Origin of the sequence: Bacillus sp. AP50 (genome assembly GCF_040492675.1) — a bacterium.
GTDB classification, from domain to species: Bacteria; Bacillota; Bacilli; order Bacillales; family Bacillaceae_G; genus Bacillus_A; species Bacillus_A cereus.
Genome location: NZ_JBEUTW010000115.1, coordinates 14,768 through 37,170, shown reverse-complemented (window position 1 = coordinate 37,170; position 22,403 = coordinate 14,768). Strand labels below are relative to the sequence as shown.

The following is a 22,403-nucleotide window of genomic DNA, read 5'->3' as shown; positions in this document are numbered from 1 at the left end:
AGATATATGTTTGGTGCAGAATCTAAAAAATTTATATATTTATTTTTTTCTTAACAAATGGCGGAAAAATAAGAAAAATTCGCAGGATTATTAAAAATTATCACGAAATAAGTAAAAGTTTAGCGAATAATGGTTTGAAATAATAAAACGTTTTCTATATGATAAAGGTAAAGGTTAGTAAAAAAGTAGGTGAATTTATGACAGTAACATTTTATTCATATCCAAAGTGTGGCACATGTCAAAAGGCAAAGAAATGGTTTGAGGCAAACGATGTAGCATATGAGATGATTCATATTGTTGAAAATCCACCATCAAAAGAAGATTTACGTAATTTACATGAAAAAAGTGAATTACCATTAAAAAAATTCTTTAATACAAGTGGAATGCGTTACCGTGAACTTGGTCTAAAAGATAAGTTGAAAGATGCAAGCGAAGACGAAATGTATGAGCTTTTAGCATCTGATGGCATGTTGATTAAACGTCCAATTGTAACAGATGGAACGAATGTAACACTTGGTTTTAACGAAGAGCAGTTTGAAAGTGTGTGGAAAAAGTACCAATAAGGTATTTTTACATAATTAATACATTCACTGGAGGTACAGTCATGAGCATTCCAAATAATTTACGTTACTCTGAAGAACACGAATGGGTAAAAACTGAAGGTAATGAAGTTGTTATCGGTATCACTCACTTTGCACAAGGTGAGCTAGGCGATATCGTATTCGTTGAACTTCCTGAAGTAGGTGCAACAATCGAAGCTGACGAGCCATTCGGAAGCGTAGAATCTGTTAAAACAGTTTCTGAGTTATACGCACCTGTAAGCGGTAAAGTTGTAGCAGTAAACGAAGAATTAAGTGACCAACCAGAACTTGTTAACGAATCTCCATACGAGGGTGCATGGATGGTTAAAGTTGAACTTTCTGATGCAAGCCAAGTTGAGAAGTTATTAACTGCAGAAAAATATGCAGAAATGACAAACCAAGACTAATTATAGTCGACTAAAGGACAGCCTTTGTGCTGTCCTTTTTTATTTTGTGTGAAATAATGAAATTCAAGTTATATGTAAATAAATAAGCTATTATGAGAAAAACTGTTTTGTGGTAAGGTTTCATAAGTCTTCACAATCTAAACGAGCCGCTTGCGCTTTTCATTGTCCAGCTCCACCTCCTAGCCCTTCATGTCTAAGAACCTTCCGTACGAGAAGACAAAAAGCGTCTTCTGTACGAAAGAACCTTAGCCAACAGGGCTAAACAGTCGGTTCCGCTTTTCTTTTGCAAAAATAAACAGGAAACAACATGAAAATAACGAATATACTATATACTAAGTTCAAGGTTATATAGTATATGGTGATCGGGTGATGACATATGATTTATGTAGAAAAAGTCATTATTGTAGAAGGTACATCAGATAGAAGAAAGATTGAATCTATTATTCGTGAACCGGTGGAAATTGTTTGTACAAATGGTACAATTGGTTTGTCGAAAATGGATGAGCTCGTTGATCAGTTTTTTGATAAGGAAGTGTATGTGCTAGTGGATGCTGATGATGCTGGAGAAAAGTTAAGGAAACAATTTCGAAAAGAATTTCCGCAAGCCGAGCATATCTATATTGATCGCTCGTACCGAGAAGTGGCAACTGCGCCATCTACACACTTAGCAAATGTATTATGGGGAGCCGACATTGACGTTTATACAGAATATTTACGGTAAGGAATGATAGAAGTGATTGATTGGACAGGAGCCGAAGCTACAGCCCTAATAGAGAACGAAGAAAAAACAGTATTATATGTATATACTCCAATGTGTGGAACATGCCAATTAGCAAAAAAGATGTTAACAGTCGTTGAGATGACAATTGAAGGCCTCAAAATTGGGATGTTAGATTTAAATTATGCTCCGTATTTAGCGAAAGAGTATGGGATTGAAAGTGTACCTTGTTTACTTGTTTTTGAAAATGGGACACTGATGAAGAAGATATACGCATTTCATTCGGTTGAATATTTATATACGGAATTAAAGTAGGCGGCAAAATTTTTGCCGCCTCGACATATTTCTTGGGAAATATGTCGAGATGCAGGGTGGATACAGTATTTGTCGAGCGAAAATAACAGGATTGTTCTTTAGTGAGAGGGAATGGTATGTAATAGAAAGTGATATGAAGGATGTGATTTAGGGTGAGATTATATTCTTTGCTTCAATCATTTGTAAATTACGCTAATGGTCAATATCATTTAGAACCGCTTTTAAGACAAGAAGAAAAAACTGTTAATTTTCGCTTTGGAGATGAAAGTTGTTCGTTACAAATTTCAAGAGATTATATAGAGCTGGTACATGAGGAAAGAGGAACGGAACAAATCATTTGCTTAGATGAAAAGGATATAGAACAATTGGTGAATGGAAATGTACGATTGCAAATGTTAATGAACGATGGACGTGTACAATATTCAGGAACGTACCGAACGATGTTATTAGTGGAATCGATGTTTCATATATGTAAACCGATGTCAGTAGGTGCTTAAAATTCTGAAGTTTCATTTTTTGCGAAAATTTCTGTTGACATGGTGAGTGTATATTGATACAATTCAAGTCATAAAATATAGACAATTTCATAAATTTCAAATCAGACGAAAATTGAATCTGATTTCTCTTATCAAGAGAGGTGGAGGGACTGTGCCCTGTGAAGCCCGGCAACCGTCAACTTATGTTGAAATGGTGCCAATTCCTGCAAAGCGAATGCTTTGAGAGATGAGAGAGAGGGATAATGTTGTTATATACGCATATAAACCTTTCTGCTTCTCTAAAGCAGAAAGGTTTTTTTATTGTTTGAATGTGGAGGACATTCAAATAATAAAAGTAATGATAACAGTGGACTACACGCATTAAAAATAAAAAATTGCGGAGTCGATCCAAACAAAAAAGGGGTGAACATCATGATTCTATTAGAGAACGTAAAGAAAATATATAAGGCGAAAAGCGGTGATGTCACTGCTGTAGATAACGCCAATTTAAAAATAGAAAAAGGCGAAATATTTGGTGTTATTGGATATAGCGGCGCTGGAAAAAGTTCGTTAATCAGATTGTTTAATCAGTTAGAGAAACCGACTTCTGGCCAAATTACAATTGCGAATCGTGTTATATCAGCAATTACAGGAAGTGAACTTCGTAAGGCAAGACAAGAAATCGGAATGATTTTTCAACACTTCAACTTACTTTGGTCACGAACTGTACGTGAAAATATTGAGTTTCCACTTGAAATTGCAGGTGTTGATAAAGCGAAGAGAAGAAAACGTGTTGATGAATTAATTCATCTTGTTGGATTAGAAGGAAGAGGAGACGCGTACCCATCTCAGCTGAGTGGAGGACAAAAGCAACGCGTCGGGATTGCAAGAGCATTAGCTAACAATCCACAAGTGCTTTTATGTGATGAAGCAACGTCAGCTCTTGATCCGGAAACGACAGATCAAATTTTGGATTTACTATTAGACATTAATAAGCGCCTTGGTTTAACAATTGTACTCATTACACATGAGATGCACGTGATTCGAAAGATATGTAACCGAGTAGCGGTAATGGAGAGAGGAAAGATTGTAGAAACAGGTCCAGTACTTGATGTATTCCGTAATCCGAAGCAAGATATTACGAAACGATTTGTACAGCAGTTAACAGATTCTGAAGATACAAATGAAACGATTGAAAATTTAATTGAAAAATATCCAGATGGAAAAGTAATTCGTTTGCAGTTTATCGGTGAGGCTGTAGAAAGACCAGTGCTTCAACGATTAATGCAACGCAGTGATATAGAAGTTAGCATTTTGCAAGGAAATATTGCACAAACGAATAACGGTTCTTACGGTAGTTTAGTTGTTCATTTAAATGGTGAGGAAACAGCGATCCAGCAAGCAATAGAAGGAATTCATCAAGATCAAGTAGAGCTGGAGGTGATTGCACATGGATAAGTTACTCGCAAATGTTGATTGGAATCAAATGTTAGAAGCAACTGGTGAAACGTTATATATGACGGCAATCGCAGCTCTTGCGACATTTGTTTTAGGACTAATTTTAGGATTGTTACTCTTCATGACAGCAAAAGATAATTTATGGGAAAATAAATCAATTAATACGGTGATTGGAGCATTCGTAAATATATTCCGCTCTATACCGTTCATCATTTTAATTATTTTATTAATCCCATTTACAAAGATTCTTCTTGGAACAATTCTTGGAGCAAGTGCAGCTCTGCCGGCTTTAATTATTGGAGCCGCACCATTCTACGCGAGAATGGTTGAAATTGCACTTCGCGAAATTGATAAAGGTGTAATTGAAGCTTCAAAAGCAATGGGAGCAAAAACAAGCACAATTATTTTGAAAGTGTTAATTCCAGAATCATTACCAGCATTAGTATCTGGTATTACGGTTACGACAATTGCTTTAGTAGGCTATACAGCAATGGCGGGAGTTGTTGGTGCTGGTGGCCTTGGAACACTTGCTTACTTAGAAGGATTCCAGAGAGGGAATAACGATGTAACAATCGTTGCGACAATTTGTGTATTACTAGTTGTATTTTTAATTCAGTGGATTGGTGATAGTTTAACGACTCGAATAGATAAACGATAATAAAAACGGGAGGATATTTTAAATGAAAAGATTATTACTTACGGCACTTATTTCAACTTCAATTTTTGGGTTAGCTGCTTGTGGCGGGAAAGATAAAGATGAAAAGAAACTTGTTGTTGGTGCTTCTAACGTACCGCATGCTGAAATTTTAGAAAAAGCAAAACCGTTACTTGAGAAAAAAGGAATTGAATTAGAAGTGAAAAAATTCCAAGATTACGTGTTGCCAAATAAATCGTTAGCGGATAAGGAATTAGATGCAAACTATTTCCAGCACATTCCGTATTTAGAAAAAGAAATTAAAGATAAAAAATATGATTTTGAAATAGCAGGGAAAATTCATATTGAACCAATTGGTGTATATTCTCAAAAATATAAGAGTTTAAAAGAACTTCCAGACGGGGCGACAATTATTATGAGTAATTCCGTTACTGACCATGGACGTGGTTTAGCAATTTTACAAAAAGAAGGCATTTTAAAAATTAAAGACGGAGTAGATCCAGTTAGTGCAACTCCAAAAGATATTGCAGATAATCCGAAACACTTAAAATTCAAAACGGATATTGAGCCTGGTTTGTTGCCACAAGTGTATAACAATAAAGAAGGCGACGCTGTTTTAATTAACTCGAACTATGCAATTGATGCGAAATTAAACCCAGAAAAAGATGCAATTGCAATTGAAGGCGATGATTCTCCATACGCAAACGTACTAGTGGTTCGTAAAGGTGATAAAGATAAAAAAGCGATTAAAGAGCTTGTAGAAGTATTACATTCTAAAGAAATTAAAGACTTTATTACTAAAGAATATAAAGGTGCAGTTGTTCCTGTAAAAGAATAATTGCTGAAAAAGGGCTGGTGTATGCCGGTCCTTTTTTACTACATAACTATAGGGAGAAGGGGACGTCATATGAAAAAGATTCTATTGTCAGTTGTTACAGCATTATCTGTATTTACATTAGCTGCTTGCGGAGGGAAGGAAGAGAATAAGCTTGTTGTGGGAGCCTCTAACGTGCCGCACGCTGTTATTTTAGAAAAGGCACAGCCGATATTAGAGAAAAAAGGCATTAAGTTAGAGATTAAAAAGTTTCAGGATTATGTACTGCCAAATAAAGCGTTAGCGGATAAAGAAATTGATGCGAACTACTTCCAGCATATTCCGTACTTAGATAAAGAAATTCAAGAAAAGGGATATAAAATTGTAAACGCAGGAAAAATCCATTTAGAGCCGATGGGTATTTATTCTAAGAAGTATAAAAGCTTAAAAGACTTACCAGATGGCGGGACAGTGATTATGAGTAATAACGTAGCGGAGCGTGGCCGTATGCTAGCACTGTTACAAAAAGGCGGCGTTATTAAATTAAAAGACGGAGTAGATGTTGTTAAGGCAACAGTAAAAGATGTAGTCGAAAATCCGAAAAACTTAAAGTTTAAAACAGATGTAGAGCCTGGATTGTCACCAAAGCTGTATGAAAATAATGAAGGTGATGCTTTATTTATTAATTCAAACTATGCAATTGATGCAAAATTAAATCCAACAAAGGATGCAATTGCGATTGAAGGAGCAGACTCTCCGTATGCAAACATCATTGCAGTTCGTAAAGGTGATGAGAAGAAAAAAGAAATTAAAGAGCTAGTAGAAGTGCTACATTCAAAAGAAATTCAAGATTTTATTAATAAAGAATATAAAGGTGCTGTACTTCCGGTAAGTGAATAAATATAAGGAAAGGGCTGGAAAATTACCAGTCCTTTTTTCTTTATATAAATAAGAAGAAAGGTGTATCATAGAAAGATGTGAAGGAAATACTTATATACATTTGTGAAAAAACGGTTACTTTTTTTCGTCGTTTGCGATATCATTTTATTTGATATAAAATTAGAATGAGAATAAAATGAGAATATGAACGTTTTAGGAATTTTTAAAATGTATATATAGGATTAATGGAGGTATTGAGATGGCTGGTTCTACATTAACGGTTAAAGACTTACACGTATCAATTGATGGCAAAGAAATTTTAAAGGGTGTAAACCTTGAAGTAAAAGGTGGAGAAATCCACGCAATTATGGGACCTAACGGAACAGGTAAATCAACTTTATCTTCTGCAATTATGGGTCACCCAAAGTATGAAGTAACAGAAGGTAGCATCATCATCGACGGTGAAGATGTATTAGAAATGGAAGTAGACGAGCGCGCACAAGCAGGTCTATTCCTAGCAATGCAATATCCAAGTGAAATTAGCGGAGTAACAAACGCTGACTTCTTACGTTCTGCAATTAACGCACGTCGTGAAGAAGGCGATGAAATTTCTCTTATGAAATTTATCCGTACATTAGATAAAAACATGGAATTCCTAGAAATGGATCCAGAAATGGCACAACGTTACTTAAACGAAGGTTTCTCTGGTGGAGAGAAAAAACGTAATGAAATCCTTCAATTAATGATGATTGAGCCAAAAATCGCAATCTTAGATGAAATCGACTCAGGTCTTGATATCGATGCATTAAAAGTTGTATCTAAAGGTATTAACGAAATGCGCGGCGAAGAGTTCGGTTGCCTAATGATTACGCATTACCAACGTTTATTAAACTACATCACTCCAGACTTCGTTCACGTTATGATGAACGGTCGTATCGTTAAATCTGGTGGCCCTGAGCTTGCACAACGTCTAGAAGCTGAAGGTTACGACTGGATTAAAAAAGAATTAGGTATTGAAGACGAAACAACAGAGCAAGAAGCGTAAGAGAGGAGCATAAACATGACAATCGGTACATTACCTTTCGATCAAGAAACAATCCGTCAACGCGCAAGCGAAGTAAACGAAGCTGCTTGGTTGACTGAGTTCCGCTTACAAGCTCTTGCACAAGCAACTGAACTTCCAATGCCAACGCCTGATAAAACGAAAATTGACAAATGGGACTTTATCGGAAAAGGCGACGCTGCTAAGCAAGAGCCTGTAAGTTCTTTAACTGAACTTCCAGAAGCAGTGAAAAACTTAATCGATGAAAATAACAGCGTATTAGTACAACGCACTGGTACAACTGCATTCGTTTCTTTAGCAGACGAAGCAAAAGAAAAAGGTGTTATTTTTACAGACATCGTAACAGCAGCAACTGAGCATGCTGAACTAGTACAAAAGTACTTAATGAAAGACGGCGTGAAAGTAGACGAGCATCGTCTAACTGCACTTCATGCTGCATTAATCAACGGTGGTGCATTCGTATATGTTCCGAAAAACGTTGTTCTTGAAACTCCACTTCAAGCTGTATTCTTAGTAGACGGCGAAGAAGCTAACGTATATAACCACGTACTATTCGTAGCTGATGCGAACAGTACTGCAACTTATGTAGAAAACTATGTTGCAAATGAAAATGCTAAAGGTATTGCAAATATCGTAGCAGAAGTAATCGTGGAACAAGGCGCACAAGTGAAATTCGGTGCGGTTGATCTATTAGCAAAAGACGTAACAACTTACGTTAACCGCCGCGGCGTTGTAGGACGCGACGGCCGTATTGATTGGGCTCTAGGCCTTATGAATGACGGAAACACAATTTCAGAGAACGTTACGAACTTAATGGGCGACGGTTCATATGCTGATACGAAAACAGTAACAATTGGCCGTGGTAACCAAACACAAAACTTTACAACTAAAGTTGTTCACTTCGGTAAACATTCTGAAGGTTGGATTTTAAAACACGGTGTACAAAAAGATAGTGCAACATCTATCTTTAACGGAATTGGTAAGATTGAACACGGTGCATCTAAATCAAATGCACAACAATCTTCTCGCGTTCTTATGTTAGATGAAAAAGCTCGCGGTGATGCAAACCCAATTCTTTTAATCGACGAAGATGATGTAATGGCAGGTCACGCAGCTTCAGTAGGTCGCGTAGATCCAGTCCAACTATACTACTTGATGAGCCGTGGTATTCCAAAACGCGAAGCAGAACGTTTAGTCATCCATGGATTCTTAGCACCTGTAGTTAATGAGCTTCCAATTGAAGGAGTAAAGGCACAGCTTGTTGAGGTAATTGAAAGGAAAGTTCGCTAATGAATATTCATGAAATACGCAAACAGTTTCCAATTCTTGATCAAAAAGTGAACGGCAAACAACTTGTTTATTTCGATAGTGCAGCAACTTCTCAAAAACCAATTCAAGTCATTGAAACGTTAGAACGTTACTATAAAGAATATAATTCTAACGTGCATCGCGGTGTTCATACGCTCGGTACGAAAGCTACCGACGCGTATGAAGGTGCACGTGAGAAAGTTCGCAAGTTTATCAATGCGAAATCAATGGAAGAGATTATTTTCACGCGCGGAACGACAACTGCATTAAATACAGTAGCGGCTAGCTATGGTCTTGAAAATGTAAAAGAGGGCGATGAAATCGTTATTTCTTACATGGAGCACCATAGTAATATCATTCCGTGGCAACAAGTTGCGAAGAAAACTGGTGCAACTTTAAAATATCTTCCGCTTCAACCAGATGGGACAATTTCAATAGAAGATGCTCGTCAAACAATTACACCGAATACAAAAATCGTTTCTATCATGTATGTTTCTAACGTACTTGGAACGATTAACCCTGTAAAAGAAATCGGAGCAATTGCACACGAAAATGGCGCAATTATGGTCGTTGACGGTGCACAAAGTACACCTCACATGAAAGTAGATGTACAAGATTTAAACTGTGATTTCTACGCATTATCTGCTCATAAGATGTGTGGCCCTACAGGTATCGGCGTATTATATGGTAAAAAAGAATTGCTAAACAATATGGAGCCAATTGAATTTGGTGGTGAAATGATTGATTTCGTAGATTTACAAGAATCTACTTGGAAAGAGCTTCCGTGGAAGTTTGAAGCAGGTACACCGATTATCGGTAATGCAATCGGACTTGGTGCGGCAATTGATTTCCTAGAAGAAATCGGTCTTGATAATATTGAAAAGCATGAGCATGAATTAGCGCAATACGCTTTAGAAAGACTATCAGAAGTAGATGGCGTTACAATTTATGGTCCAAAGCATCGCGCTGGTCTTGTTACATTTAATATTGAAGACGTACATCCTCACGATGTAGCGACTGTATTAGATGTAGAAGGCATTGCAGTTCGCGCAGGACATCACTGTGCACAACCGCTTATGAAGTGGCTAAAAGCTTCTTCAACAGCACGTGCGAGCTTCTATTTATATAATACAAAAGAAGAAATTGATACATTTGTTGACTCGCTAATCAAGACAAAGGAGTATTTCACAAATGTCATTTAATAATTTAGATACGTTATATCGTCAAGTTATTATGGATCATTATAAAAATCCTCGTAACCATGGCGTATTAGAAGATAGTGTTACCGTTAACTTGAACAATCCAACTTGCGGCGATCGTATTCAACTTACGATGAAAGTAGAAGAAGGTATTGTGCAAGAGGCGAAGTTTGAAGGCGAAGGATGTTCAATCTCAATGTCTTCAGCTTCAATGATGACACAAGCAGTAAAAGGTAAGAAAATTGAAGAAGCACTTCAGCTTTCGAAAATTTTCTCTGACATGATGCTAGGAAAAGAGTACGATGACAGCATCGATTTAGGAGATATTGAAGCATTACAAGGCGTATGCAAGTTCCCTGCACGTATTAAATGTGCAACATTAGCGTGGAAAGCGTTAGAAAAGGGCTTAAACGAAGATAAGTAATGTTAAAGGTTCCTAAAAACGAGGTTATCTAAGGAGGGACACACCAACATGGCGAAGCAACTGCCAGATATCGGCGATTATAAATATGGTTTCAAAGACAAAGACGTTTCGATTTTCCGTGCTGGACGCGGTTTAACAAAAGAAATCGTTGAAGAAATTTCACGTATGAAAGAAGAACCACAGTGGATGTTAGACTTCCGTTTAAAATCACTGGATAAGTTCTACGAAATGCCAATGCCACAATGGGGCGGCGACTTAAACGACTTAGATTTCGATGAAATTACGTACTACGTAAAACCATCTGAGAAATCTGAGAAGTCTTGGGATGAAGTACCTGATGAAATTAAAGCAACATTTGATAAATTAGGTATTCCAGAAGCTGAGCAAAAATATTTAGCTGGTGTATCTGCACAGTACGAATCTGAAGTTGTATACCACAACATGAAAGAAGACCTAGAAGCTCTAGGAATCGTCTTCAAAGATACAGATAGCGCATTAAAAGAGAACGAAGATATTTTCCGTGAACATTTCGGAAAAGTAATCCCACCAACAGACAACAAATTCTCTGCATTAAACTCTGCAGTTTGGTCTGGTGGATCATTCATCTACGTTCCAAAAGGTGTTAAAGTTGATACACCACTTCAAGCGTATTTCCGTATTAACTCTGAAAATATGGGACAATTCGAACGTACGCTTATCATTGTAGACGAAGGCGCACACGTACACTACGTAGAAGGTTGTACAGCACCTGTTTACACTACTAACTCACTTCACAGTGCGGTAGTAGAAATCATCATTAAAAAAGATGCTTATTGCCGTTATACAACAATCCAAAACTGGGCGAACAACGTATACAACCTAGTTACAAAACGTGCGGTTTGTGAAGAAAACGCAACGATGGAATGGATTGACGGTAACATCGGATCTAAATTAACGATGAAATACCCAGCAGTTATCTTAAAAGGCGAAGGCGCTCGTGGTTTAACATTATCTATCGCGATTGCTGGTAAAGGCCAACACCAAGATGCTGGTGCGAAAATGATTCACTTAGCACCAAACACGTCTTCAACAATCGTTTCTAAATCGATTGCGAAGCATGGCGGTAAAGTAACTTACCGTGGTATCGTACACTTCGGACCAAAAGCGAAAAACTCTCGCTCTAACATCGAGTGTGACACGTTAATCATGGATAACCAATCTACATCTGATACAATTCCTTACAACGAAATCAAAAACGATTACGTTTCACTTGAGCACGAAGCGAAAGTATCTAAAGTATCAGAAGAACAATTATTCTACCTAATGAGCCGTGGTATTTCTGAGCAAGAAGCTACAGAAATGATCGTAATGGGCTTCATTGAACCATTCACTCGCGAACTTCCAATGGAATACGCAGTTGAAATGAACCGCCTAATCAAGTTTGAGATGGAAGGTTCTATTGGTTAAATAGAAATGCGGAGCCGACTGTTCAGACCCGTTGACTAAGGTTCTTTCGCACAGAAGATGCTTTTTATCTTCTCGTGCGGAAGGTTCTTAGACATGAGGGTCTAGGAGGCGAAGCTGGACAATATATGTATGAAGAAAGCGTCCTGCTGTGCAGGGCGCTTTTTTGTTTTGCGGATTTGTCTTGGCTTGGGAGAGGATACCCAGGTAGGTTTCCAGCTAAATATATCAGCGATTTTTCAAATATATCGACCATAACTCGGAATATATCAGCGATTATTTCAATATATCAACGTTTCGACAAGGAATATCGATTTGTCGACAAGATAAGACAAAAGAAAATCCTCACATACCCCAAACATTTTATAAGAACAGAGAACGACTAGGTTTAAGACAAAGATACTGACAAATCCACTTGAACAACCACCCACTGAATTTTCTATTAAACTTTTTGACAAATCCACCCCTCCCTCCACTATCTGGAATTCTTTCCTGAATTAGCAAAAGTTTCTAATATAAAAAGGACAATCTTTTGCTTTTTCTCACAATGCGAGTACAATGTAAAATAGCAAGAAAAGACGAAAAGTATTTACAGGATTATTGTGTGCGCATAGCGTAAATGGCAGTAAGGAACTGAGAGGAGGTTTTTTCTCTGAATACAAATAAAGAAACAATCATCCACCTTTATCATACAAACGATATACATAGTCATTTTGAAAATTGGCCGCAAATTTCTCGGTTTGTTCTAGGGGAGAAAAAGCGAAGACAGGAAGCGGGAGAGACTGTTTTGACGGTTGATATCGGCGATCATGTGGATCGTTTTCATAGTATTTCGGAAGCGACGAATGGACTTGGGAATACGAAGCTTTTGAATGAGGCGTTATATGATTATGTAACGATCGGAAATAATGAAGGAATTACGTTAGCGAAGGAGCATTTGAATCGGCTCTATGATGATGCTGGATTTGAAATACTTGTCGCAAATTTATTTGAAAAAGAAGGGGTACGTCCGTCATGGGCAAGGCCTTATAAATTGCATACAACGACGGATGGGATTACCATTGCTTTTATCGGATTAACGGTAGCTTATCCAGAGTTTTATCAGATGCTCGATTGGCATATTGAAGATCCCATTATTCATTTAGAGTCTATTTTAGAAGAAGTGAAAGATGAGGCTCATATTACGGTTGTCCTTTCTCACCTTGGAAAAAGTATGGATGAGTATATGGCAGAGCATTATGATATAGATGTTATTTTAGGAGCACATACGCATCATTTATTTGAGCGTGGTATTCTACTGAATAATACTTTACTTTGTTGTTGTGAAAAGTGGGGGCGTTACGTTGGTCACGTACAGCTTACTGTGGATATAGAGATGAAGAAATTGCTGAAAAAAGACGGTAGAGCGATTAAGACGGAACGTTTAGGTGCTTATAGCGAGCCGTTATCCACAATTGAAATACTGCAGGAAGAAAGTGAGCATATAATGGCAGAGTCTGTCGTTCATTTAAAAGAGTCATTACCGGTTGATTGGTTTCATGAGACGCCGTTTTCTCACATGTTAGCAAGTGCGCTGAAAACATGGTGCAATGCAGAGATTGGCATGGTGAACGCTGGTGTACTTCTTGAAGGGTTAGAAGAGGGTGTTGTAACGCGCGGAGATATTCACAGAATTTGTCCACATCCAATTAATCCGTGTGCTTTGAAAGTTCCAGGAAAGATATTAAGAGAAGTTATTTTGAAAGCACGTAAGCCGAATATGGAGAATCTTGAGGTGAAAGGATTCGGATTTCGGGGAAAAGTGATGGGGAAAATGATTTACGCTGGTGTAGAAGTCATTCCAGATACGATTCCCGGGAATAAAATTTTACTCGAAGATGTATTAATTAACGGGGAATCGCTGGAATTAGATCGTATATATACAGTAGGAACGATTGATATGTTTACATTTGGCTACTTATACCCAGAGCTATCCACACTTTCTGACAAACAATATTATATGCCAGAACTACTTAGAGATGTGTTAACAGATATGTTAATAACTTATACATCTTCCGTTAAACTATAGGCTAGTTAACTTGTAACACTCATTTTTCTCTTGTCATACAGATAAGAAAGAGAGGAGTGTGAACTATGGTTAATGTGGAGCCAATTATAATTGATAATTATACGTTTATTGCAGTTAGCGTGAAACTTCCAAAGACGAATTTGCTAGCTGTAATGAGCGATAAAGGATATATTATGTGTGGTGCATTAGATGTAGGTCTTTTAAATGAGAAGTTAGGTGATCGAGGAATTATTGCTGGCCGTGCGGTTGGTGTAAGAACGATTGAACAACTTCTTGAAGCGCCACTAGAATCGGTAACGACTGGAGCTGAAGCATTAGGCATTCCAGCAGGTACGATTGGAAAAGAAGCATTATTAAAAATGAGATAAGCATATATCGTCCCTCCTTCTTGCATAGAAATGATATAAGAAGGAGGTTTTTTTATGAGTATATTTCGCTCGAAAAACTCGCGGTTTCGAAGGGGACCTATTGCCTTTCGGTATATACTGCTTATGTCGTTTATTCTTTTTGTTATATTACTTACGCAAGGGTTGTGGATTGTGAATAATAATATTCAACCGACCTTAATTAAATATGGGGAAGTAGAGACACATAAAATGGCGACGGCAATTATGACGAAGGCAGTAAAGGATCGAATTAATGAAGGATTCGATGTAGATTCATTAATGAAAGTACAGAATGATAAAAACGGAAAAGTATCCACAATTAATTTAAATACAAAGCAAGTAAATGAAATCGTAACATCAACGACCACGTACATAGAAAAATATTTACAGCAAGTAGAACAAGGGAAGTTGAAGGAGCTAGGTATTTCTGAAAAAAACGGCGCGACTATGGCAGTTCCTTTTGGGCGTGTAACTGATAATGCACTTCTTGGTAATATAGGACCAGATATTCCGATTCATTTCACGCCAGTTGGACATGTGAATACAGATATTAAACAAAAAATTGAGCCGCATGGGATTAATACTACAGCGATTCAAATTGTTATGGAAATGGAAGTAACATTGCAAGTGATTATTCCATTTCATACGAAAGAGATAAAGGTGAAACAAAATGTTCCGATTGCGACGCGTATCGTTCAAGGGGAAGTGCCTACGTATTATGGAAGCGGAAGTGTTGCTGTACCTGATAAAAAGAAAACAGATAGTTAGTTGTAAATAAAGTGAAACTCGGCTCAGTCAGGCTTTTACTGGATAAAAAATAACCGTAGCAATGCAGCTACGGTTATCGTTTTGTATTTGCTCGTTCTTTGCGCTCCCAAAGGCTTAAATGCATGTATGGATCGAAGGCCCATTCTGTATAGCCATTGTCTTTATACATGCCAAAATGTAAGTGGGGCGGAAATTTTCCGGCTGTGCCAGGAGGTCCATAACCAGTGCTACCAACAAATCCGATTACTTTCCCTGGCTCAACAATTTGTCCAAGCTGTATTTCTTTTGAAAACCCGCCTAAATGAGCGTAATAATGGTAATTGTTATGAAGGTCTCGAATACCAATGCGCCATCCACCAAGGCGGTTCCAACCTTTCGTTTCAATAATGCCATAGCAAGTCGATCTTACTGGCACGCCATATCCGGCAAAAATATCGGTTCCTTCATGAATCCTTCTGCCGCCAAAACTTCTTCCAGCGCCGAAAGTACTACGGTAGCTATGGTCACTACGGATCGGAAGAGGAAAAGCATTTCCTTCTAAATTAATACGTCCATAATGTTTATAAATTTGGGCGTATTCGCTAATTAAATCAACTGTTTTGGCACGTCTATAATATTCCCAGAGCATAATTTTAATACGGTCTTCTGATGTTCCTTGTTTCCTTAAAATAGTCGCTGCGGTATGCAGAAGATCACGGTCGCTATTTGCATTTGCAAATCCATCTTTGTCACCATCTAAACCTATTCCGCCAAATAGAGAAATTGTATGGGGAAGAGTATCGTTACTATTAATAGGTCCAGCCCATATTTCTGGTTTGAAATAAAGGGAAATGATGGCATCTGGTTTTTTCGGAATATCTTTTCTTACGCTCCGTATATTTCTTTCATATTGATCCATTGCAGCTAAGTAATACCATGGAATGCCTGAAGACTGCTCGGTTTCTTTATATAGTGCCATGCGCTTTTCGTATATGCTTTGCTGATTATCTTCACCGTAAGCGATGTTTTGGTGGAGAAGAAAACAAATAGAAAGCAAAAGAGAAATTTTTCGAAGCATGAAATAGACTCCTTTCACAACATCACTCTTTTTAGTGTGGGATATACGGAGTATTTCATTATAGGGAACGATTGGAAAAAATCTTAGAATCTTCATTTGAGCAAATCGCTTTCATACGTTAGAATAGATATGTTACATTGAAAGAAGCGAACACGGTAAACTATTTCATATTGTGCGGAGTTGATAACCATGACAAAACAAACAGAATATAAGCGCAAGCCCGAATGGTTGAAAATTAAGTTAAACACGAATGAAAACTATACAGGCTTAAAGAAAATGATGCGTTCTAAAAATCTTCATACAGTTTGTGAGGAAGCAAAATGTCCGAATATTCATGAATGCTGGGCTGTAAGAAAAACAGCAACATTTATGATTTTAGGTGCGGTTTGTACACGTGCTTGTCGTTTTTGTGCGGTTAAAACAGGCTTACCAACTGAGCTTGATTTACAAGAACCAGAACGCGTGGCAGATTCAGTAGTACAAATGGGCTTAAAGCACGTTGTTATAACAGCGGTTGCACGTGATGATTTAAAAGACGGGGGAGCAGCTGTTTTTGCTGAAACAGTACGCGCTGTACGTCGTAAAAATCCATTTACGTCAATCGAAGTATTACCATCTGATATGGGTGGAGTAGAAGAAAACTTAAAAATGTTAATGGATGCAAAACCAGATATTTTAAACCATAACATTGAAACAGTACGTCGATTATCTGACCGAGTTCGCGCTAGAGCAAAATATGAACGTTCATTAGAGTTTTTACGTCGAGCGAAAGAAATGCAGCCTGATATTCCAACTAAATCGAGCATTATGGTGGGCTTAGGTGAAACGAGAGAAGATTTAATTGAAGCAATGGATGACTTACGTGCAAACAATGTGGATATTTTAACTCTTGGGCAATACCTACAACCATCTAAGAAGCACTTACCAGTTCTTAAATATTACCCACCAGCAGAATTTGCAGAGCTTAAAGAAATTGCACTTAGCAAAGGATTTAGCCACTGTGAAGCTGGCCCACTTGTGCGTTCTTCTTACCATGCGGACGAGCAAGTACGTTCTGCAAAAGAAAAAACAGCAGAAGCTAAATAATGAAAAAAGAGAGCTAACGATTAGCTCTCTTTTTGTTTATACTCTAAAACGGTATTTGGACATGTTAATAAAATCTTTTTTAATTCTTCTGTGGATAATTCAATTGTAAATTCAGGTACACCAGGTGTAATTAAAATTTTATCGTACGTATAAATAGCGTTATCCACAATAATTGTTACATCGTGTGAATATCCGAAAGGAGCCACACATCCCGGCGTACAACCAGTTTTGTCTCGCAGTTCATCAGGAGAACAGAGAGATAAGCGTTCTCCTGTTAGTTCTTTCATCTCTCCCCGGTTGAGCCTTGTGCCCTCTAACGTAAAAAATACGTAATAATCTCCAGACTTTGATTTTAAAAATAAGCTTTTACTTGGAGTGCCTTGTAAGCCGAGTCTCTCACGTACAATCCGATCTGTCTCATAATCGAGTACTGGTTCGTGTTCAAATTTTTCATAAGAAACATTTGTTTTATGTAGTAGAGCAAGTACATCTTCGTACATATGGAGTGATACCCCTTTCTATTATTAGTACAGTTTCTTCTCGTGGCGTCAACTGAATGTTTTGGAAAGGGATATTACTTGGACGATGCTTCCCATAAGCGTTTTATGATACATTGTTCGTCGATTGTAATTTCGTAAATATCAGGATTCGTTAAAGTTCTCCATTCATTAAAGCCAATCGTATGATTAAAATGCTTTAAAATGAGCGTAAGTAAATTGCCATGTGTAACAAGTAGTGTTGTTGTATGGTTTAATTGTAAAACGTCTTGAATAAGCGATATGGCACGGTCTGTTGCTTGTTTTGTTGACTCTCCGCCTGAAAAGGCAATATCTATATTTGTAAAAGTAGATTCTAGTTTTTGCATCCAATCATCCATTGGAACGTTGCTCAATATGCGTTCAGTTAATCGTTCATCTTCTTGGATAGATAAGTTAGCTTGGAGCGCATAGGGCCGAATGGAATCGATAGCTCGGACAAATGGGCTTGAAATAATATGATCGATTTGTAGATGATTTTCTAAGAGGAATGTAGCAAGGGTATTTGCTTGGTCTTTTCCATCGGTCGTTAATTCAGCATCACGTTTTTGCCCAGTTGCTGAACAATGTCGTATTACAATAATTTTCTTCATAATTCATCCCCATCTTTCAAGTTGACGCTATATACTTCGACAAATGTGGAAATAATTCCTTTTTCTTGTAAAACGGCATATGGATTTAAATATGTGGAAAAGTAATGTGGATAATGAACATTTGAGGTGCAATCATGAATAAAATGATATGTATTGTAGTTAGTCTTTGTTTTTTAATACACTTGTCCACAACTTATGCAGAGTCGAATCAAAAAGTAAATTATCCAAGCAATCGAAATAAGTCATTTGTGAGTGAGGATATTTTTTATAAACAGTTAGATAAGAAAATCTATAAAGAATACAATAATGCAGCATATAGTGTTCGAAAAAAATCTTATTTAAAGAAGTGCCCGATGAAGAATTTTCTTTCCTACAAAAAACAGCCGTGGGTTGTCGGAGTAGTGTGATGCTTCAAGATTTTTTTGTTCATCCTGATCGCCAAGTTTATTTTTTTGCTTCCTTTTCTCAAAATGAAGTAGAAGAGTTTCATAAATATATCGTTATAGATGCAGAAACAAAGAGGGAGCTGCAAGAAGGAAAAAGCTATCATCATTGCGACAATCCATAAAAAATAAACCACCAATCGGTGGTTTATTTTTTACTCCGGTACACTCATTAAATTCGCTTTCATTTTGCGAATAAGAACGACAGCGCCAATTGTACAAAGAAGTGTAATTCCTTCTGCAACGAAGATATTGATTGTTTTTGTTTGGTAAAGTGCCGCGAAAAAGTCTACAAATGCGTGGAATAGTATAGCGTATACTAGGAAGATATATTTCTTCTGTTTTACTGCGTATAAAACAAGCATTGTAAAGGCAATTTGAAGCACGAGTGCCATAATTCTTTCTAAGCTACCAAGGAAGTATAAGTAGGCAGGTTGCTGAATTAACATGTCCTGTAAAATGCTCAGCTCGGGTTTTTGTTCAATCAGTCGAGCGAAGCTACCATCGTTAATAGAATTAGCAAAGATTAATGCTTGTAATGCAGAAAAACCGCCAATTAAAATAGATTCAATTCCGCCGTGACCAATTCCATAAGCGAAGCCATCTTTATATTCTAGATATTTTTTTAGTAAGAAGAAGAAGGCAACGAAGCGTCCTAATTCTTCAAAAATACCAGCAGTCAATCCGCTATAAATTGCGAAGACAAACGGATTTTCTAAAAATGGAGCGATTGTTGGATTACCGCGCATAAATAGGTGGAATGGTGTTTCAAGAATTTGGGTAAATCCGATAAAGATAAGAACACCAATGCCGACTACTTTCCAATTCATATTATATTTTTTACGGAAATAAACGAGTACAATAATTGGGACCAGAATCGAGACAATGAGTTGAAAGATGATGCTGGCAATTACAGTATTTGAAACCATACTTTCACCGCTTTCTAATATATGTACATAACTATTATGCATCAAATATAGGAGAGATGAAACTTTTTAAGATAAAATGAATTTACTTATTGACTCTAACGTTGCGTCATACTTTATCGTATGTACTAAGGGGGAGATACAAATGACAATGAGAGTAAAAGAAGTAGCTGATTTAGTTGGAATTAGTGTGCGCACACTGCATCATTACGATGAAATTGGGTTGTTAACCCCAGACGAGACGACAGAGTCTGGATATCGTCTGTATTCCAATGAAAATTTAGAGACATTGCAGCAAATTTTGTTTTTTAAAGAGCTTGGCTTCCCTTTGAAAAAAATTAAAGAGATTATCATGAGTCCATCATTTGATCGCGAAGAGGCACTAGAGCTTCATAAGAAAATGCTTCTTGAAAAGCGTGCTAGATTAGATAAGGTGATTGCGACGATTGATAAAACAATTCAGCATACAAAAGGAGAGATTGAAATGACGAACAAAGAGAAATTTGAAGGATTCGATTTCAGCCATAACCCATATGAAGAAGAAGCACGTGAAAAATGGGGAGACGCAGCTGTAGATAAAGCAAATGAATATGCAAAAGGTATGTCAAAAGAGAACCAAGAGGAGTTTAATGCTATTTATAGAAATTTAGCAGCGCTTAGACACGGAGCACCAGATTCTAAAGAGGCACAAGAAGCAATTGGGGTGTGGTACGATTACTTGCAAAACTTCGGTGAATATTCATTAGATGCTTTTAAAGGACTTGGTCAAATGTACGTCGCTGATGAGCGCTTTACGAAAAATATCGATAAGTTTGGTGAAGGGTTAGCGCAGTTTATGTGTGATGCGATGGAGGTTTATGCGGATCGTAATAAAAAATAAAAAGTAAAACAGGTGGAGATTTTCTCCACCTGTTTTACTTTTTAATCATATCATTCAAAGTCTGATCTCCCGTATTGTTCAAATGAGGATTTTTACTCATTTCACGTTTTAGCATATCGAGGCTTTGCGTATATTCTGTATCATTTAATGCGCCAGATTGAAGACCTTGAATTTGGGAAATCAACTTTTGGTCTGTTGATACATATGCTTTATAATAGCGAGGGACGATGGACAAAGCAGCTCTATATACTTGATCCGCTACGAGTTTTGGATCCGTTGTGTTTGCACGGTATACAACAAATACTTCATCATCGGTAACGAGCGTAGCAGCGTTTGTAACGTCAGGAAGTTTGACTGTCATGCTTGTAATCATTTCAGCGACTTTCTCACGGTTAATGGCCCCTACTTGTTTGTTAGACACTTCATGCTTTTGTTTAGATGAATAACCGACTCTCGTTAATCGTGTATTTGTATTTTCCGTATGATACATGTCGTTTTTGTTGGAAACAAGAACACGGCTTCCTTCTTCACGTTCCATTTCGGCTTTATTCGTTGATTGGCAGCCTGCAAATAAGGAAAGAGTGAGGAGAGAGAGTATAATTTGTTTTTTCACGATGTATCACCTCCTTCTCCATAGCATGCACTAATTTTCAATTTTTTGTATTTGAAATTGTTGGTTGTTATGCTTTGTGATACGATAAAAAGAAGAATGCTTAGAGAGGAAGTTAATGATGGAGCAAAAGCAAGAGATTCATGCTACGGTGAGCATTAATAATGTGCAGTACGAAGTAATTAAAAACTTTCGTGACGGTTTTAGTGAAGAAGCATTTAAAGAGCGCTATGCAGAAATTTTAAATAAATATGATTATATCGTTGGAGACTGGGGATATGAGCAACTTAGACTGCGCGGATTCTTTGATGATAGTAACCAGCGTGCGACATATGATACGAAAATTAGTACGTTAACGGAGTATTTATACGAGTACTGTAACTTCGGTTGTGCACACTTCGTATTGCGAAAAGTGAAGAAATAAAAAAATCCTCTTACGATTGTAAGAGGATTTTTTGCATTATAAACAAATCGAGATATAATCTCCTTCAGATAGTATTGTATTTGGTTTCATTTGTTGTCCGTTCAATTGAATATCTCCGTTTTTAATTTTATCCACAATGCGTGTACGGCTCCAGTCGGAAATATATGTGGATAAGGCTTTATCCATTCGGTGGGAACCGAAAACGATATCTAATACAATTGTAATTTCAGCTACGCCACTTTCTTTATGCTGTGTAATGGAAATAGTAGTAGTTGTTTCCGTTTGATCTTGCTGAGGCATATCGACTGTTTCCACATGATCAGTAAATGATTTATAAATACGCAGTTTTTGATTCCACGTATGATCTTTCGGACATTTATAAATGGCAAAGCGGTATATGTTTTTTCTGTTGGCGTTATGCCTACGAATATTTGTGTCGGTAAATAGGGTAGTGCGTCTGCAATTTTTACAATACTTTTCGATTGTGTTTTGTTCATTTTCATATAAACTCCAAGAAAGTTGTACTTTCTGCATTTTCCTTCACCTCTTATAGTAGTGGCAAAGGAACGTAATACAGCTATTTGGATGTCTTGTAGTATGAAGACATGAGAAAAAGACAAAAATAAAAGGAGGTTCCCTTAGGAACCTCCGTAAACATCATACTACAGATGCGTTACGTTCCTTTGTAATGGGAATGGGCAGACTACTCCCTTGAAAAAGCGTGGTGCTTTTTTGAGAGTAATGCTATCCAATTGCTGGTCCATTACAAAGTAAATGTTGGCATACGTAGATAACGTCCTTTCTATCCAAATAGATTTATTCTTAATTATAACATATTAGTTTGAAAATTAAAAATACTTATAATGAAAAAACACCAGCTAAAACA

General features: G+C 37.2%; 26 protein-coding genes, 1 pseudogene and 1 riboswitch. Of the genes and pseudogenes, 21 read left to right on the top strand and 6 right to left on the bottom strand.

The window, feature by feature from the left end:
* Positions 1–197 precede the first annotated feature (197 nt).
* From ABWK52_RS10485 to yunB, 17 genes are all read left to right on the top strand, one after another.
* The gene (locus tag ABWK52_RS10485; protein WP_000218968.1) at positions 198–563 is read left to right on the top strand and encodes an arsenate reductase family protein; all 366 of its coding nucleotides are present in this window, start codon (positions 198–200) and stop codon (positions 561–563) included.
* Between the two features lie 41 nt (positions 564–604).
* Complete coding sequence (gene gcvH, locus ABWK52_RS10480; RefSeq protein WP_000026896.1) at positions 605–988, top strand: glycine cleavage system protein GcvH; 384 nt, start codon at positions 605–607, stop codon at positions 986–988.
* 376 nt (positions 989–1,364) lie between these two features.
* A complete protein-coding gene (locus ABWK52_RS10475) occupies positions 1,365–1,709 on the top strand; it encodes a toprim domain-containing protein (RefSeq protein ID WP_000640870.1) in 345 nt (114 codons plus the stop codon).
* A gap of 3 nt (positions 1,710–1,712) precedes the next feature.
* Positions 1,713–2,021, top strand: a complete 309-nt coding sequence (locus ABWK52_RS10470) for a thioredoxin family protein (RefSeq protein ID WP_002062684.1) — start codon at positions 1,713–1,715, stop codon at positions 2,019–2,021.
* A 152-nt stretch (positions 2,022–2,173) separates the two neighbouring features.
* Positions 2,174–2,518: a hypothetical protein gene (locus ABWK52_RS10465; protein WP_001242139.1), complete on the top strand. Its 345-nt coding sequence runs from the start codon at positions 2,174–2,176 to the stop codon at positions 2,516–2,518.
* Positions 2,519–2,643: 125 nt separating this feature from the next.
* Positions 2,644–2,751: riboswitch (SAM riboswitch) on the top strand.
* A 178-nt stretch (positions 2,752–2,929) separates the two neighbouring features.
* Positions 2,930–3,955, top strand: a complete 1,026-nt coding sequence (locus tag ABWK52_RS10460) for a methionine ABC transporter ATP-binding protein (RefSeq protein WP_000601778.1) — start codon at positions 2,930–2,932, stop codon at positions 3,953–3,955.
* Entirely contained in the window at positions 3,948–4,613 is a 666-nt protein-coding gene (locus ABWK52_RS10455) for a methionine ABC transporter permease (RefSeq protein ID WP_000359401.1), read from the top strand. Before ABWK52_RS10460 ends, ABWK52_RS10455 begins: the two co-directional genes overlap by 8 nt.
* Positions 4,614–4,635: 22 nt before the next feature.
* Entirely contained in the window at positions 4,636–5,448 is an 813-nt protein-coding gene (metQ, locus tag ABWK52_RS10450; protein ID WP_000826143.1) for a methionine ABC transporter substrate-binding lipoprotein MetQ, read from the top strand.
* A gap of 69 nt (positions 5,449–5,517) precedes the next feature.
* Positions 5,518–6,324, top strand: coding sequence for a methionine ABC transporter substrate-binding lipoprotein MetQ (gene metQ / locus ABWK52_RS10445; RefSeq protein WP_000722399.1), 807 nt, complete (start codon positions 5,518–5,520; stop codon positions 6,322–6,324).
* A gap of 238 nt (positions 6,325–6,562) precedes the next feature.
* Positions 6,563–7,348, top strand: coding sequence for a Fe-S cluster assembly ATPase SufC (gene sufC / locus ABWK52_RS10440; RefSeq protein ID WP_000929160.1), 786 nt, complete (start codon positions 6,563–6,565; stop codon positions 7,346–7,348).
* A gap of 15 nt (positions 7,349–7,363) precedes the next feature.
* Positions 7,364–8,656 (top strand): Fe-S cluster assembly protein SufD, encoded by a 1,293-nt coding sequence (sufD, locus tag ABWK52_RS10435; protein WP_000152167.1) that lies wholly within the window; start codon positions 7,364–7,366, stop codon positions 8,654–8,656.
* Positions 8,656–9,876 (top strand): cysteine desulfurase SufS, encoded by a 1,221-nt coding sequence (gene sufS, locus ABWK52_RS10430; RefSeq protein ID WP_001020760.1) that lies wholly within the window; start codon positions 8,656–8,658, stop codon positions 9,874–9,876. Before sufD ends, sufS begins: the two co-directional genes overlap by 1 nt.
* A complete protein-coding gene (sufU, locus tag ABWK52_RS10425; RefSeq protein ID WP_000009523.1) occupies positions 9,866–10,297 on the top strand; it encodes a Fe-S cluster assembly sulfur transfer protein SufU in 432 nt (143 codons plus the stop codon). The genes sufS and sufU overlap by 11 nt, the downstream gene beginning before the upstream one ends.
* A gap of 48 nt (positions 10,298–10,345) precedes the next feature.
* Positions 10,346–11,743, top strand: coding sequence for a Fe-S cluster assembly protein SufB (sufB, locus tag ABWK52_RS10420; protein ID WP_001118827.1), 1,398 nt, complete (start codon positions 10,346–10,348; stop codon positions 11,741–11,743).
* Between the two features lie 649 nt (positions 11,744–12,392).
* Entirely contained in the window at positions 12,393–13,808 is a 1,416-nt protein-coding gene (locus tag ABWK52_RS10415) for a bifunctional metallophosphatase/5'-nucleotidase (RefSeq protein ID WP_153580208.1), read from the top strand.
* Positions 13,809–13,873: 65 nt separating this feature from the next.
* Positions 13,874–14,176 (top strand): YunC family protein, encoded by a 303-nt coding sequence (locus ABWK52_RS10410; protein ID WP_000248466.1) that lies wholly within the window; start codon positions 13,874–13,876, stop codon positions 14,174–14,176.
* 54 nt (positions 14,177–14,230) lie between these two features.
* The gene (gene yunB, locus ABWK52_RS10405) at positions 14,231–14,962 is read left to right on the top strand and encodes a sporulation protein YunB (protein ID WP_000021805.1); all 732 of its coding nucleotides are present in this window, start codon (positions 14,231–14,233) and stop codon (positions 14,960–14,962) included.
* A gap of 73 nt (positions 14,963–15,035) precedes the next feature.
* On the opposite strand, the gene ABWK52_RS10400 is transcribed toward yunB, so the two are convergent.
* Positions 15,036–16,019, bottom strand: coding sequence for a M23 family metallopeptidase (locus ABWK52_RS10400; protein ID WP_000944665.1), 984 nt, complete (start codon positions 16,017–16,019; stop codon positions 15,036–15,038).
* A 189-nt stretch (positions 16,020–16,208) separates the two neighbouring features.
* Here ABWK52_RS10400 and lipA point away from each other — a divergent pair, with 189 nt between their 5' ends.
* Positions 16,209–17,105, top strand: coding sequence for a lipoyl synthase (lipA, locus tag ABWK52_RS10395; protein ID WP_000166372.1), 897 nt, complete (start codon positions 16,209–16,211; stop codon positions 17,103–17,105).
* A 20-nt stretch (positions 17,106–17,125) separates the two neighbouring features.
* Here lipA and ABWK52_RS10390 read toward each other — a convergent pair whose 3' ends face one another.
* Positions 17,126–17,605, bottom strand: coding sequence for a YbaK/EbsC family protein (locus tag ABWK52_RS10390; protein WP_000272747.1), 480 nt, complete (start codon positions 17,603–17,605; stop codon positions 17,126–17,128).
* 74 nt (positions 17,606–17,679) lie between these two features.
* Positions 17,680–18,234 carry a histidine phosphatase family protein gene (locus ABWK52_RS10385; RefSeq protein WP_000721050.1) on the bottom strand — a complete coding sequence of 185 codons (555 nt, stop codon included), beginning with the start codon at positions 18,232–18,234 and terminating at the stop codon, positions 17,680–17,682.
* 134 nt (positions 18,235–18,368) lie between these two features.
* Between ABWK52_RS10385 and ABWK52_RS10380 the strand changes: the two are divergent.
* Positions 18,369–18,802, top strand: a pseudogene (locus ABWK52_RS10380) (hypothetical protein).
* Between the two features lie 30 nt (positions 18,803–18,832).
* On the opposite strand, the gene ABWK52_RS10375 reads toward ABWK52_RS10380, so the two are convergent.
* The gene (locus ABWK52_RS10375; protein ID WP_002103789.1) at positions 18,833–19,648 is read right to left on the bottom strand and encodes a YhfC family intramembrane metalloprotease; all 816 of its coding nucleotides are present in this window, start codon (positions 19,646–19,648) and stop codon (positions 18,833–18,835) included.
* A 100-nt stretch (positions 19,649–19,748) separates the two neighbouring features.
* Here ABWK52_RS10375 and ABWK52_RS10370 point away from each other — a divergent pair, with 100 nt between their 5' ends.
* Positions 19,749–20,483, top strand: a complete 735-nt coding sequence (locus ABWK52_RS10370) for a MerR family transcriptional regulator (RefSeq protein WP_000178769.1) — start codon at positions 19,749–19,751, stop codon at positions 20,481–20,483.
* A gap of 34 nt (positions 20,484–20,517) precedes the next feature.
* On the opposite strand, the gene ABWK52_RS10365 is transcribed toward ABWK52_RS10370, so the two are convergent.
* The gene (locus ABWK52_RS10365; RefSeq protein WP_000744038.1) at positions 20,518–21,096 is read right to left on the bottom strand and encodes a YhcN/YlaJ family sporulation lipoprotein; all 579 of its coding nucleotides are present in this window, start codon (positions 21,094–21,096) and stop codon (positions 20,518–20,520) included.
* A gap of 118 nt (positions 21,097–21,214) precedes the next feature.
* Here ABWK52_RS10365 and ABWK52_RS10360 point away from each other — a divergent pair, with 118 nt between their 5' ends.
* Positions 21,215–21,517, top strand: a complete 303-nt coding sequence (locus ABWK52_RS10360) for a YutD family protein (protein WP_000435943.1) — start codon at positions 21,215–21,217, stop codon at positions 21,515–21,517.
* Between the two features lie 36 nt (positions 21,518–21,553).
* Here ABWK52_RS10360 and ABWK52_RS10355 read toward each other — a convergent pair whose 3' ends face one another.
* Entirely contained in the window at positions 21,554–22,051 is a 498-nt protein-coding gene (locus ABWK52_RS10355; protein WP_098279338.1) for a cytoplasmic protein, read from the bottom strand.
* Positions 22,052–22,403: the final 352 nt, after the last annotated feature.